The sequence below is a fragment of the Guptibacillus spartinae genome (assembly GCF_028610625.1).
Lineage (GTDB): Bacteria > Bacillota > Bacilli > Bacillales > Guptibacillaceae > Guptibacillus > Guptibacillus spartinae.
In genome coordinates this window covers 558769-573671 of record NZ_JAQQWU010000001.1, presented here as the reverse complement: position 1 = coordinate 573671, position 14903 = coordinate 558769, and the positions used below count along the sequence as shown (strand labels likewise).

Sequence of the window (14903 nt, the reverse complement as noted above, 5' to 3'; positions counted from 1 at the left end):
GTATGTAATGGCTCACTTGTGAGCCTTATGGATGTAATACTACCTTACCACATTTACCTTCAATCATTAATTCGAAGCCTTTTTCAAAGTCTTCAAGCGGGAAATGATGCGTAATCATCGGTTCTACATCGACCTGTCCTGACTGCAATAATCCTGAAACCTGGCGCCAGGTTTCAAACATTTTTCTTCCTGTAATGCCTTGGACCGTGATGCCTTTAAAAACAATGTCATTCGTTACATCAATTTCGACAGGACGGACTGGCAAACTAAGAATGGAAACACGTCCACCGTTTGTTACCATTTTAAAGCCCTGGTTCATGGCGATTGGATGTCCCGACATTTCACAGACAACGTCAACGCCGTGACCGTTTGTTAGTTCATTCACAACTTGAAGTGGATCTTCATTTCGAGAATTAACGACCGTCGTTGCGCCCATTTCTTTCGCAAGGTTCAGACGATAATCATTTAAATCCAGTGCGATAACCTGTGAAGCACCAGCTGCTTTAGCAACACCTACCGCCATAATCCCAATTGGTCCGCAACCAATAATGGCTACTGTCTTTCCAGCAACGTCTCCAGCGAGTACTGTATGAACAGCATTTCCCATTGGCTCTTGTACAGAAGCGACATCAAATGATAGCGACTCAGGATTTTTCCATATGTTTTGAGATGGGAGAGCGACATACTCTGCAAAGCACCCGTCTGTATCCACACCGATAATCTTCGTATTTTCACAAATATGAAACTTCCCTGTTAAACATTGTGGACATTGGTTACAAACAATATGTGTTTCTGCTGAAACGTGGTCTCCAACTTCTAGATTCGTAACATTTTTCCCTTTTTCTACGACTACTCCCGCAAACTCATGTCCAAAAACATAAGGAGGATTCACGCGACTCTGGGACCATTCATCCCACGTATAAATATGTACATCTGTACCGCAAATCGAAGTTGCTTTCACTTGAATTAATACTTCATTATCATTAATTTGTGGAATATCGACGGTTTGTAGCTGAGCACCTTTACCTCGTTCATGCTTTACAATCGCCTTCATTTTTCCTTCCACAGCGTACACCTCACTTTTCCAAAACGTTCTTTAACTCCTGTTATCACAACCATCGTATCATTAATCATATTTTACGTAAAGATGATGTGTCCTCTATATGAGGACACTTATAGTTTTATTTATGGAATATGTTTTCTCCTTCATTCCTCACAAAAAAACCCTTCAAACTTGAAGGGTTTTTTGCTTCACATAAATTCCGCCATTAGCTCGCTGAATTTTTCTTCTGGAAGAGTCAGATCCTGTTTGGATAGCGCACTTGAACTATATCCACGAACCGATTCTTGATAGGAAGGGCGGTTCGGATTCTGATAAATCAATCCTTTGACGAGTCCATTGTGCTCCATAAGCGTTTGCATCGCCATCATTCGATTGTGAGGATCATAGTCTTCAATGTCTTTTAAACTAACCAGATTTTGTTTGAACCAATCATACGTGTTCACTTTATTAAACGTGACGCACGGACTAAATACGTTGATCAATGAAAAGCCTTTATGTTGAATTCCTTGCTCAATGATTGCGACTAAATCTTTTAAATCGGTTGAAAAGCTTTGGGCTACAAAACCACATCCGCTTGAGAGCGCGAGTTCCATAATGGAGAGGGAAGATTCAATGGAGCCTGAAGGCGTACTTTTCGTTTTAAACCCTTCAGCGCTCGTTGGCGAAGTCTGCCCTTTCGTGAGCCCATAAATTTGATTATCCATCACGATATACGTCACATCAATGTTTCGTCTCATCGCATGAATGGTATGCCCCATTCCGATCGCAAAGCCATCTCCATCTCCACCTGAAGCAATGACGGTTAAATCTCGATTGGCCATTTTAACGCCCTGTGCAATTGGAAGCGATCGTCCATGAATGCCATGAAAGCCATAGGCATTAATATATCCACTTATTCGACCTGAACAGCCAATACCAGAAATAACTGCGAGGTCATCAGGTTCTAGTCCCACATTTGCGGCAGCTCGTTGAATGGCGGCTTGAACGGAGAAATCTCCACAGCCAGGACACCAGTTTGGCTTTACCTGATTACGAAAATCTTTAAATGTGGCCATTCGCGAACATCTCCTTACATTGTTGATGGATATCACCTGGTAAAAATGGATTGCCGTCGTATTTTAATATACTTTCAATCTTTTCACCGTATCCTACGTTCATTTTTACGAGACTTGCCAGCTGTCCAGTTGCATTGTGTTCAATGACGATTACTTTCTTTGCCGCCTGTAACATTGGCTTTAGCTCATCTGCAGGAAAAGGATGAACAAGGCGAATTTGAGCATGATTTACTTTTAAACCATCTGCTTCAAGTCTTGGCATCACTTCTTCGATACTTCCTCTCGTTGAGTTAAAGCCAATCAAGAGCAAATCCGGCTCTGGATGAGGCGCGGCTTTATATATTGGGTTCTGAAAGGAGATGTTATGAATTTTCCGCAACCGTTTCTCCATTTGGTCTTTTCGGTTTTGCGGCACTTCCGAAGGTTTACCCGTTTCGTCATGTTCCACACCGGTAACGTGGAAGATTCCATTCTTCGTTCCTGGAATCACTCGATTAGATACACCATCATCGGTTAGTTCAAATCGCTTATAATACGATTTATCTTCCCGCTCAGCAATTTCTTCCTCATTTAGTTTTCCTCTTCGAATCTGTATTTTATCGTAATCAAGAGGCTCAACGGATTGTTTGCCAAGCGATAATTGCAAATCAGAAAGCAAAATAACCGGACACTGGTATTCCTCAGCAAGATTAAACGCTTCAATAGCATCATAGAATGCTTCTTCCACGGTACTTGGCGCGATGACAATCTTAGGAATTTCGCCATGCGTGCCATAAATCATCGCCAGCAAATCCGACTGCTCCTGCTTCGTTGGAAGCCCAGTGCTTGGTCCGCCACGCTGGGTGTCGACGATCACGAGCGGCGTTTCGGTAATCCCAGATAACCCGATCGCTTCCATCATAAGCGATAACCCCGGTCCTGCTGATGCCGTTAACGTTCTTACGCCTGCGTAGTTTGAACCAATCGCCATCGTGGCTGCCGCGATTTCATCCTCTGTTTGGACAACGGTTCCACCGAATTCTGGAAGTTTCTTAATTAAATACTCCATGATTTCTGACGCTGGTGTAATGGGATAGGCAGCCATTAGTCTTGCTCCGCCGGCAAGCGCACCTAGCGCAATTGCATCATTGCCAATCATGAACAAGCGGTTTTTACCATCGGCTTTTTTGAGAGAAAGAGTTTGGACGCTTTCCCCAACAGAAGCTATATAAGCATCAGCACCACGCTGAATAGCCTCCATGTTGTTGTTAACTACTTTCTCGCCTTTTCGACCAAAAATTTCATCTACGACAGCTTGATATGTTGCCGTATCTATCCCAAGAGCAGCACTTGTCGCACCAATTGCTACCATGTTTTTCATGAGAGAAGTGCCGAGTTCCGTTGCGATTTCAGTAAAGGGAATGATCACAAGTGTTGCCTGACAATGATTTGGTTTAACTGGATTAAATTTGGCATCCGCTATAATGATTCCTCCGCTATGAAGTTCATGTGCATTGACATCAATCGTTTCTTGATCGAACGCAATCAGCATGTCGAGATCATCCGAAACGGCTCGAACTTCTTTCGTACTTACGCGAATCTTATTATTCGTATGCCCGCCTTTAATACGGGACGAAAAATGCCGGTAACCATATAAATAGTAGCCAAGTCGATTTAATGCAATTGCAAATATTTCTCCTGTACTGTCTATTCCTTCACCTTGCTGTCCTCCAACTTTCCACGAAAGTTGTTCGATCATAACGCCCCACCCTTTCTAATCTAGTACCTGAAACCGCTTGCTTATATTACTAGTTCGAAATAGGATGATAATTCCCTGCTCATAAAACTCACAATTACTAAATTCTTACTTAGCTAGGGATTCTAGCAATCAAATTTTCACCTAAAAAGCCCTTTACCTGGTCATCATTGTAATAGCGGTGGAGCTCCTCAATAAGGCGAGGATAGTCGCTGTAGCAGGTTAGATCTTTTGGAACTTGATCAATCCCATCAAAATCAGAGCCAAGTCCAATATTGCTAGCTCCCCCCAGGCTACAAATGTGTTCAATATGATGGATAATATCCGAAACACTAGCATTTCGATCATTCCGCAAAAACTTTGGCACAAAAGTAACACCGATTAAGGAATTTTTTTCAATCAGTGCAGTTAACTGTTGATTATCGAGGTTTCTTGGATGTGTACAAATGGCTTTTGCATTGGAATGTGTTGCGATCACATATCTTCCATGTTCCACGACATCCCAGAAGGCGCGCACGGAAAGGTGGGAAACATCCGTCCAGATCCGATGCTGGTTATGTAAATCAACAACACTTCTCCCAAAATCGGTTAATCCCGCGCCTCTTGATTCAAGAATACCATCAGCGGTCGAATTTCCGTAGTTCCACGTTAAACCAACAGACCTCACCCCGAGCCTGATCATGGTTTTTAGTCTTGTTGCTTCTCTTCCGATGGCATCAACACCTTCTAGAGTAAGCATGACACCAATTTTGCCTTTAGAAAGTTGCTCTGCTTCTTTTTTTGAATAGACTGCTACAACGTCATCATAGGGTTTTACAATTTTCTCATGGAAAATATCAACCATTTCTAGCGCGCAATCAAATTTTGCGGAATCTGGAACGCTTTCTGGCACGTAGATCGCAAAGAGTTGTAGCCTTGCTCCTGCTTTTCTCAGTTGATTAAGGTTTGTATGAAGACTTTGACCATCCTCAAATGAGAGAGACGGATTAAGCCACATTTTACACAGTACGTCACAATGTGCATCTACTATATTCATGATGTTCCTCCTTCATTCTTCCTACAATACAAAGTATAAAAAACCTGTTTGTAAAAACAAACAGGTTTTTCTGGCGGAACTATTTAGCGAGGCTCTACAATAAGTTTAATTGCGGTACGCTCTTCACCATCAATTAAGATATCGGTGAAAGCAGGGATACAAATGAGGTCAACGCCACTAGGTGCTACAAACCCTCTTGCGATGGCTACTGCCTTCACAGCCTGATTTAGTGCACCTGCTCCAATCGCTTGAATCTCGGCATTTCCGCGTTCCCGAAGGACGCCAGCAAGTGCACCAGCTACAGAATTAGGATTGGATTTTGCTGAAACTTTTAATATATCCATTATAGCCCCTCCTTAATTTGATCATCCATTACCACTCTAGACTATATTCCTTGTAAGAAGCTTGTATTCCTGCTGTTTCCGCCATTTTTTCTAAACGTTCTTTAATCATAGAATGGATGGTCGTCGTTAATGGCAATCCGTTCAATCTTAGTGGCCTTACCAGTTTTTGGATCTAGTGTTAAAAAGACCCCACTAAGTTGTTCCCGCCCTTTCGTCACTTCAAACCTTACAGGCATCGTCGTTAGGAACTTATTGATGACGGCTTCTCGCTCCATCCCAAGAATGCCATCGTAAGGCCCCGTCATCCCAGCATCTGTTAAATAAGCTGTTCCACCAGGTAAAATGCGTTCATCAGCCGTCTGTACATGAGTGTGTGTTCCTACAACAGCTGTAACTCTCCCATCTAGGTACCAGCCCATTGCCTGTTTTTCACTTGTTGTTTCGGCATGAAAATCAACAAAGATGACTGGAGTTCTTTCTCTCATTTCTTCAATTAGTTCATCCGCTTTACGAAATGGATCATCCATAGCAGGAAGGAACGTTCTACCCTGAAGATTAATCACGCCAACTTCAACACCATTAATGTTAACAAGAGTAGATCCCGTTCCAGGTGTTCCTTCTGGATAATTCGCTGGTCTGACAAGTTTCGGTGCACGATCAATAAATTCAAAAATCTCTCGGTTATCCCACGTATGGTTGCCCATTGTAATTACTTGAGCACCAGACTCAAGAAAGCCACGATAAATTTTCTCAGTTATGCCACGACCACCCGCAGCGTTCTCTCCATTTACAATCGTAAAGGTAGGTTTATATTTTTTCTTTAAGCGAGGTAAATAGGTTGAAACCATATTACGTCCAGGAGACCCAACAACGTCTCCAATAAATAAAATCTTCATATAACTGCTCCAATCTCTGTTTTCATTCTTCATCAGTTTATCAAAAGAAAGTATCGTTCGTAAGTTTTTGGTGAAATTAAATAAAGCGATGCGCGCGGCATCGCTTTATTTTGCATACTCAACTGCCCTTGTTTCACGGATGACCGTGACCTTAATGTGCCCAGGGTAGTCCAATTCATTTTCGATTTTCTTTGTAATCTCTCGCGCAAGACGATAAGAGGAAACGTCGTCGACTAGATCAGGTTTCACCATGATCCGAATTTCTCGACCCGCTTGAATGGCGAACGATTTCTCAACACCTTCAAATGACTCAGAAATTTCTTCGAGCTTCTCAAGACGACGAATGTACGTCTCAAGCGTTTCACGACGCGCTCCTGGACGCGCAGCGGATAAGGCATCGGCTGCTGCCACAAGCGTAGAGATTACTGATGTTGCTTCCGTATCACCATGGTGAGATGCGATTGCATTAATGACAACCGGATGCTCTTTATACTTCGTTGCAAGCTCAACGCCAATTTCGACGTGACTACCTTCAACCTCGTGGTCAATTGCTTTACCAAGATCGTGAAGGAGACCAGCGCGACGTGCAAGCTGTACGTCTTCCCCAAGCTCAGCGGCCATTAGACCGGTAAGGTAGGCAACTTCCATGGAATGTTTCAAGACATTCTGTCCATAACTTGTACGGAACTTCAATCGGCCCAGGATCTTAATGAGATCCGGGTGGAGTCCGTGAACCCCAATTTCAAATGTGGATTGTTCACCCACTTCGCGAATGTATTCATCCACTTCCCTGCGTGATTTCTCAACCATTTCTTCAATTCGTGCAGGGTGAATTCTTCCATCCTGTACGAGTTTATCCAGGGCATTACGAGCAATTTCTCTACGTATCGGATCAAAACCGGACAAAATAACTGCCTCAGGTGTATCATCGATAATGAGGTCAATCCCCGTTAACGTTTCAAGAGTTCGAATGTTTCGGCCTTCACGACCAATGATTCGACCTTTCATCTCATCATTTGGCAGGTTAACAACGGAAACCGTCGTTTCTGCAACATGATCCGCTGCACAGCGCTGAATCGCAAGCGACAATACTTCTCTCGCCTTCTTATCAGCTTCTTCTTTCGCATAATTCTCGCGCTCTTTTACCATTTGCGCAAGCTCATGCTCAAGTTCCTGCTCGCTTTCACGGAAGATGATTTGCTTCGCTTCTTCCCTCGTTAAACCGGAAATTCGCTGAAGCTCGTGTTGTTGCTCTTGAAGCAACTCCTCCACTTTGCCTTCCATCTCTTCAATTTGTCGTTGTTTTTTGGTGAGAGAGTCCTCTCTTCTTTCGAGGGAATCCTCTTTTTTGTCAAGAGTCTCACTTTTACGATCAAGGACCTCTTCTTTTTGTACCAAACGATTCTCTTGTTTTTGTAACTCATTTCTGCGTTCACGAATTTCACGCTCAGCTTCAACGCGAAGATTATGATTCTCGTCCTTCGCTTCAAGCATAGCTTCCTTTTTCAAAGCTTCAGCGTCGTTTTTACCTTCTTTGATAATCCGTTGCGCTTCCATTTCTGCACTGGAGATTTTCGCTTCAGCAATCGTTTTGCGAACAAGAAATCCAACAACTGCTCCGACGACTGCAGAGACCAGCATAGTGGAGATGATGATCACTATATCCATCGAACTCACCTCCTCCTGCTATCAACTTGTTGGTTTGCTGTCATGTTAATACTTAGTACCACTTGCAAGATTTCAATCCAGCACATGTCATCTGTTAAGAGTAAAGTATAATTTTACTAGAAAATTATAATTATACAATTAATATTGTATCTTTCAGCGTAAAGGTTGTCAAGAGAGCACATAGAGGTTAAATTCCTCCAAATATCTCATTATAGCTCATTTTTCCGCCTTTATTTTCTCTTAAAAACGTTGGGAATGAATAGGTATTCACTGCCTGATCATGGAAACACAGTAAGTTTTATGGTGATAAAACTAGTAGTCAAAGACGATGTAGTTAGAGAAAAAGCCGGTCTTAGTGACCGGCTTTTTCAAAGTTTTTATTCTTCGTCAGGAAGAAGCGTTTCATTTCCTGCTGCTGCTTCATCCACTTGCTTATCGGCATCAAGGTTATGGTGAGCGCGAATACGCCCTTCAATCTCAGCTTCCATTGCCGGGTTTTCTTTCAAGAATTGCTTTGCATTCTCGCGCCCCTGTCCAAGGCGTTCGCCTTCGAATGAGAACCATGCGCCGCTCTTCTGAACGATTTCAAGATTTGAACCAATATCAAGAATCTCACCCTGCTTGGAAATACCTTCTCCGTACATGATGTCAACTTCTGCCTGTTTAAACGGCGGAGCGACCTTATTCTTGACAACTTTAATACGCGTTTTGTTACCGACCATGTCATTACCCTGTTTCAGCGTCTCAGCACGACGAACTTCTAATCGAACAGATGAATAGAATTTCAGCGCACGTCCGCCTGGAGTTGTTTCTGGATTTCCGAACATAACCCCAACTTTTTCACGAATCTGGTTAATAAAGACCGCGGTCGTTTTAGATTTATTAATTGCACCTGATAGCTTACGAAGCGCTTGAGACATTAGACGTGCCTGCAAACCAACGTGTGCATCTCCCATTTCACCTTCGATTTCAGCCTTTGGTACAAGGGCAGCTACGGAGTCAACAACAACCATATCTACTGCACCGCTTCGTACGAGCGCTTCAGCAATTTCTAGGGCTTGTTCTCCTGTGTCAGGTTGAGAAAGCAAGAGCTCATCGATGTTAACCCCAAGCTTTTCTGCATAAACCGGATCAAGGGCGTGCTCAGCATCAATAAATGCGGCCTGACCGCCGTTACGCTGAACTTCTGCAATGGCATGAAGCGCAACAGTTGTTTTACCTGAAGATTCCGGGCCGTATACTTCGATGACACGACCTCTTGGATATCCTCCTACCCCAAGAGCAATATCAAGAGCCAGTGAACCAGTGGATACCGTAGAGACTCTTTGCTCCGCTTGTTCGCCGAGCTTCATGATTGAACCTTTACCGAATTGTTTTTCTATTTGTCTAAGTGCCATATCTAAGGCAGCTTTACGATCACTCACGAATGAATTCCTCCTCGTTATTAAGCTATCACTATCATATCTCTTTTTTGGTCATTTGCCAATAGAAAACCGAACATTTATTCGTCTTTTTTTATTATGGAAGACTCTTGACATTTTCTAAAGCTCTATGTTTAAACCACCTGATGAGGAAAGAAGAACGATCAGCCCCTTGGTGAGGCTGATCGTTATCTCTTTACACTCTACTTTTTTGTGGTTTGGCAGGTTCTAAGTGGATTGATTTACCATCAATCCCACCTGCACGAAGGGCTTCGTAGACGAATGGGGCAACGTCTTCATGCACTTCAAAGAACGAGAATTTCTCGAAGATATCAATACGACCGACGGATTCTGTTTCAACACCCGCCATAGCTGAAAGTTCACTTAGCAATTTTTTAGGGTGAAGATCAATATTTCGTCCAACGTTCAAGAAGAAACGAACCATTCCGTTCTGTCCACCCGTTTCACCAAAATTATATTCAGAAGGCGTTGTATTTTGCTTCTCTTGAATGGCATTTTCAAGGAATGCTTGAACAAGATCTCCAGCGTTGTATTTTGCAAGGAGAAGATCAGCTGTTTCGCGAGCTGTTGAATCAGTTTTCTGTTTTTTTAGCTGCTTTTCAACAGATTTAACGATGTTATCAAGATCTACCGTCTCATCCTGAAGTGGCTCAGCTGAAAGGTTCAACTTAATCTTTGATTCAATGGACTGTAGAAAGCGCATATCCTTCGGTGTTACAAGCGTTAGTGCAATTCCTTTGTTGCCAGCGCGTCCTGTCCGTCCAATACGGTGAACATAGCGTTCTGGATCTTCAGGGATATCATAGTTAATCACGTGACTCACGTGAGCGACGTCAATTCCTCTTGCTGCGATATCGGTCGCTACAAGGAAATTCACTTGAGATCGTCTAAAGAGATTCATGACTTTCGAACGCTGTTGCTGAGTAAGATCACCGTGGAGTTCCTCCGCCCGATAACCCCGCTTTTTCAATGATTCCGTTACTTGCGCAGCCCCTTTTTTCGTTTTCGTGAAAATGATCCCAAGACGAATGTCTTCACTCTCAATGACGCGACAGAGTGTATCGAATTTATCACTTTCAAATGTGCGGTAATAGACCTGCTCCACGGTATCAGCGGTTACATCACCTTTAGAAACGGAAATGGTAATCGGATCTTTCAAATATTTACTTGAAAGCTTACGGATTGGTGCAGGAATAGTAGCGGAAAATAAGAGCGACTGACGCTTAACAGGAAGCTGTTTAAAAATGAGTTCAATATCGTCAATAAAGCCCATATCAAGCATTTCATCAGCTTCATCCAAAATAGCTGTGTGAATATTATCCGTACGAAGCGTCTTACGCTTTAAATGGTCAAGCATACGTCCGGGCGTTCCAACAACGATGTTAACGCCTCTTTTTAAAGCGCGAATTTGATGATAGATTGGTTCCCCGCCGTAAACAGCGAGTACATTTAAACCTTTGTATTTTGAAAGTTTTTGAAGCTCAAGGGCTACCTGCATCGCTAGCTCACGCGTTGGCGTTAGAATGATTGCTTCAGGCCCCCCAATTTTCCTCACTTTTTCAATGACGGGAATACCAAATGCAGCGGTTTTCCCTGTACCGGTTTGCGCCTGACCGATCATATCTCTTCCTTCAAGAATTGGCTCAAGAGCTTTCTCCTGAATCGGAGTGGCTTCTTTAAAGCCAAGCTCTAACACAGCTTTTTTTACTTCATTTGATAATGCAAAGTCTTCGAAATTCTTCATAACTTAGGACATTCACCTTTCTAACTTCAATAATGTATTAAATCCATGTTTTACTGTACGTTTGCGAATGGCATTGCGGTTCCCAGCAAGATTTAAGGCAACCACTTTTTCACCAGATGGTGCGGCCACGCCGATATAAACGGTTCCAGCGTCTTTTCCTTCACTAGAATCAGGACCAGCAACACCTGTGAAGCTGATACCAACGTCGGTTTTGTATCTCGCTTTTACGCTTCTTGCGAGTTCAATTGCACACTCTTCACTTACGGCACCGTATGCTTTAAGTGTATCATTTGATACGCCGATCTCTCGCTTTACTTCGTTAGAGTAACATACAACCCCTCCGTAGAAAAGTGATGATACTCCTGGCAGATCTGTTAACTCCTGACTAAACATACCGCCTGTAAGGCTCTCTGCTGTTGAAATTGACCAGTTACGATCCTTTAGCATTGCAAAGACTTCTTTTGCAAGCGTCGTTTCTCCATACCCATATAAAAACGATCCAACGCGGTCATTGATTTTCTTTTCTGTTTCATCAATTAACTTGTTTGCTTCTTCTTTTGAATCAGCCTTCGCGGTTAAACGAAGTGTCACTTCCCACTCACCTGCAAGTGGCGCAATGGTAGGGTTTGTTTGCTGATCAATTAAATCTTCAAGTTCTGTTTCAAGTCTCGATTCTCCAATACCAAAAAATCGAAGAACACGCGAGACAATCGTATCTCCCTGTTTCAACTGCCCAAGTAAATAAGGCTCAGCATAGTTTGTAAACATTGGATAAAGCTCTTTTGGAGGTCCAGGGAAAAGCATATACGTATGATCATTTTCCGTGAGAGCCATACCAGGAGCCATTCCATTGTCATTACGAAGAACGGCAGCACCGTCCAGTACTAGCGCCTGTTTACGATTGTTTTCCGACATTGGGGCACCAGTTTTATCATAGTAGGCTTGAATGGTGTTCATTGCTTCTTCGTTATAAACAAGCTTTTTATTGAGCGTTTCTGCGATCGTTTCTTTCGTAAGATCATCTTTTGTCGGACCAAGACCACCTGTGAATACGAGGAGGTCTGAGCGTGTTTTTGCAACTTCAATCGCCTGTTTTAAGCGCTCGTGATTATCCCCAACTACCGTATGATAGAAAACATTAATCCCAAGATCAGCCAGGCGTTTTGAGATAAATTGTGCATTCGTGTTTGCGATTTGTCCAAGTAATAACTCTGAACCGATTCCAATAATTTCAGCGTTCATTTCTAACCATCCCCTCTATTCGAATCAAGGTACTGATTCAATAGCTTATCATTCGTCCACTTCCATTATACAATGGTTTTGCCTATACGTATAAGGATGCGCACTGAAGAAACTAAGATACGTATGAATTTATTCGCTTTATGAGGGCTCAAAAGGGAACAGAATAATCTGTTCCCTAAAGGCGTTAACGTGATTTAAGTAGAACCTCTTTATTCTTCGAAAAGTAATCCCATCCTGAATAGACGGTAATAATAAGCGCCGCCCACAGAGAAATTGTGGCAAATGGAAAACCAATGGCTTCAAACGGAACATTCTGAATCAAAAGCATAATAATCGCGATGATTTGAATCCACGTTTTTAACTTTCCTAGATTGCTTGCTGCAAGAACCTCTCCTTCTGATGAAGCAACTAATCTTAATCCCGTGACAGCAAATTCACGGCTAAGAATGATCACCACAATCCACGCTGGCGCACTTCCAAGCTCGACAAGTGAAACAAACGCTGAGGTCACGAGAAGCTTATCGGCAAGCGGATCGAGAAATTTCCCCAGATTTGTAACCAGGTTATGTTTTCTAGCTATGTAACCGTCTATCCAATCGGTTACCGAGGCGAAAATAAAAATCGCGGTTGCAATTAAATGAGAATTTAATAAAACGACACCTGCAATTTCTGTTTCACCTAGCGGCAGTGGAGCCAGGAGAAAAATAAGAAAGACAGGAATTAAAAAAATGCGTGATACGGTAATTTTATTAGGCAAATTCACGTTTGTTCCTCCTAAATGTCATGTAACCTATTGATCGTGCGCGGATCGTCACAACCCCACTAAATCGTATTCTATTCTATCACTGTTTCTTTCATGCAGAAAGGAAAACTTCACCAATCTAGAATCGAAAGAAAAGAGCCATCTGAAAAGATGACTCCGTGGGAGCTTACTCTGCTTTTTTGAAGTTAAACGTCACATTTTGAACAACTGGTTCTTTAGGAATGTCGATTTTCTCACCATTCACATACACTTCAATGTTAGGTGAACTTCCTAATCGAAGCGTGGCAGAAGTTTCACTCGATAAATCTTCCGTCACGTTTTTACCTTTAGCAAGACTCTCGTAGACGTACTTTTTATCACTCGCCCCTGTTAAAGCGACCCAGCTAGAGCCTGATGCTTCTAACTTCACTTCAAACTTTTCAGCGTTAGCGATTTCATACGTTGAATGGTCTGTATCACTTTTTACTTTTTTAATCTCCATTTTAGGAGCTGGTTCATCTTCTTTCTCTTCAGCAGGCTTTTCTTCAGCTTCATCCTTTGCTTTTTCATCGTCAGACTTTGCTTTCTCGTCTTTGGCTGCGTCATCTGATGCTGCTGACTCATCTTCCTTACTTACTTCATCTGAGTTAGGAGCACTCCCACTGTTTTCATCACTTGTTACTTGCTCTTCCGCCTGATTTGTCGTTGCGTTCTGATTTGTTTTCTGATCACCGCTCTGAACAACATACCAGATTAACGCGGCCACACCTACAATCAGGAGCACAACAAGAACAGATGGAAAAACGGATGACCATTTCGAAGAGGCAGATGAAGATTTGCTCGGCGCTGACGGCTTTCTCATTTTCCTTGGTGGTAAACTTTCAGGCACATCTGCATTTGCTTTTGGAATTTCAGAAGCGTACTCCTCAAGCAATTCTTCCCCGTGAAGGCCAACTGCTTCCGCATAGTTTTTAATGAATGCACGCGTATAAAAATTACCTGGAAGCAGTTCGTAATTTCCTTCTTCAATGGCAAGAAGATAGCGTTTTTGAATCTTAGTAATGGACTGAATTTCCTCGAGCGATAATCCCTTATCATTTCGAGCTTCCTTCAGACGTTGACCTAGCTCTGTCAATGAAAAACACCTACCAATTAGTTAAAGTCTAAGCTTGAAAATCCAGAAGACCGATTTTCAATTACCTGATATGTAATTTCTTGATCCGGATCGTCTCGCAATTCAATTATATAATCAAAATCGTTCATCGTATACTCTGTTTCTTGAACAAATATATCTGGATGTTCGACAACCTTCGTTGCCGGTAGTCTCATGATATCACGAAGTACCTGCCAGTGCCGCTCTGAAGCTCTTCTTGCAGAAACAATTCCATCAATTAAAAAAATATGATCGCTATTAAATTCGTCGTCCGCGATTTGAGTACGAACCGTTTGTTTTAGCATCGTAGAGGATAAAAAGACCCATCGTTTGTTCGCACAAACGCTTGAAGCAACGATCGATTCCGTTTTGCCCACTCGGGGCATTCCCCGAATACCGACGAGCTTATGACCATCCTGCTTAAAAATTTCAGCTAGAAAATCAACGAGCAAACCAAGTTCGTCCCGAATAAACCGAAACGTTTTCTTATCATCTGCGTCACGTTGGATATATCTTCCATGTCGTACAGCAAGACGATCGCGTAATTTTGGTTCCCTCATTTTGGTGACAGTAATATTATCCATCGTATTTAGAATGGACTCAAGTCGCTCGATCTGCTCAATTTCATCTACAAGAAGAAGCAGGCCCCTTCTCATATCATCAACACCATTAATCGTTATGATATTAATACCGAGCATGCCTAATAGGGAAGCGACGTCGCCTAAAAGACCCGGCCTATTTTTATGTATTTCGTATTCCAGATACCATTCCTTCTTCTCCATA

The 14903-nt window shown here is 42.5% G+C and carries 13 protein-coding genes; all 13 read right to left on the bottom strand.

The window, feature by feature from the left end:
- Positions 1-25 precede the first annotated feature (25 nt).
- Positions 26-1066 carry an L-threonine 3-dehydrogenase gene (tdh, locus tag PQ511_RS02990; RefSeq protein ID WP_273850435.1) on the bottom strand — a complete coding sequence of 347 codons (1041 nt, stop codon included), beginning with the start codon at positions 1064-1066 and terminating at the stop codon, positions 26-28.
- A gap of 185 nt (positions 1067-1251) precedes the next feature.
- Positions 1252-2118: a 2-oxoacid:ferredoxin oxidoreductase subunit beta gene (locus PQ511_RS02985; RefSeq protein WP_273850434.1), complete on the bottom strand. Its 867-nt coding sequence runs from the start codon at positions 2116-2118 to the stop codon at positions 1252-1254.
- Complete coding sequence (locus PQ511_RS02980; RefSeq protein WP_273850433.1) at positions 2105-3856, bottom strand: 2-oxoacid:acceptor oxidoreductase subunit alpha; 1752 nt, start codon at positions 3854-3856, stop codon at positions 2105-2107. The genes PQ511_RS02985 and PQ511_RS02980 overlap by 14 nt, the downstream gene beginning before the upstream one ends.
- 109 nt (positions 3857-3965) lie before the next feature.
- Positions 3966-4889, bottom strand: coding sequence for a dipeptidase (locus PQ511_RS02975; protein WP_273850432.1), 924 nt, complete (start codon positions 4887-4889; stop codon positions 3966-3968).
- A gap of 83 nt (positions 4890-4972) precedes the next feature.
- Positions 4973-5233 (bottom strand): stage V sporulation protein SpoVS, encoded by a 261-nt coding sequence (spoVS, locus tag PQ511_RS02970; RefSeq protein WP_044391806.1) that lies wholly within the window; start codon positions 5231-5233, stop codon positions 4973-4975.
- A 101-nt stretch (positions 5234-5334) separates the two neighbouring features.
- Positions 5335-6129, bottom strand: a complete 795-nt coding sequence (locus PQ511_RS02965; protein ID WP_273850431.1) for a TIGR00282 family metallophosphoesterase — start codon at positions 6127-6129, stop codon at positions 5335-5337.
- 105 nt (positions 6130-6234) lie between these two features.
- Positions 6235-7797 carry a ribonuclease Y gene (gene rny / locus PQ511_RS02960; RefSeq protein ID WP_194221458.1) on the bottom strand — a complete coding sequence of 521 codons (1563 nt, stop codon included), beginning with the start codon at positions 7795-7797 and terminating at the stop codon, positions 6235-6237.
- A 377-nt stretch (positions 7798-8174) separates the two neighbouring features.
- Positions 8175-9221 carry a recombinase RecA gene (recA, locus tag PQ511_RS02955; RefSeq protein WP_226658266.1) on the bottom strand — a complete coding sequence of 349 codons (1047 nt, stop codon included), beginning with the start codon at positions 9219-9221 and terminating at the stop codon, positions 8175-8177.
- 193 nt (positions 9222-9414) lie between these two features.
- On the bottom strand, positions 9415-10983 hold the full coding sequence (locus PQ511_RS02950; RefSeq protein WP_273850430.1) for a DEAD/DEAH box helicase: 1569 nt from the start codon (positions 10981-10983) through the stop codon (positions 9415-9417).
- Between the two features lie 12 nt (positions 10984-10995).
- A complete protein-coding gene (locus PQ511_RS02945; RefSeq protein WP_273850429.1) occupies positions 10996-12225 on the bottom strand; it encodes a competence/damage-inducible protein A in 1230 nt (409 codons plus the stop codon).
- 184 nt (positions 12226-12409) lie between these two features.
- Entirely contained in the window at positions 12410-12988 is a 579-nt protein-coding gene (gene pgsA, locus PQ511_RS02940) for a CDP-diacylglycerol--glycerol-3-phosphate 3-phosphatidyltransferase (protein WP_273850428.1), read from the bottom strand.
- A gap of 166 nt (positions 12989-13154) precedes the next feature.
- Positions 13155-14102 (bottom strand): helix-turn-helix domain-containing protein, encoded by a 948-nt coding sequence (locus PQ511_RS02935; protein ID WP_273850427.1) that lies wholly within the window; start codon positions 14100-14102, stop codon positions 13155-13157.
- A gap of 17 nt (positions 14103-14119) precedes the next feature.
- Positions 14120-14902 (bottom strand): YmfK family protein, encoded by a 783-nt coding sequence (locus PQ511_RS02930; RefSeq protein WP_224600091.1) that lies wholly within the window; start codon positions 14900-14902, stop codon positions 14120-14122.
- Between the last annotated feature and the right edge of the window lies 1 nt (position 14903).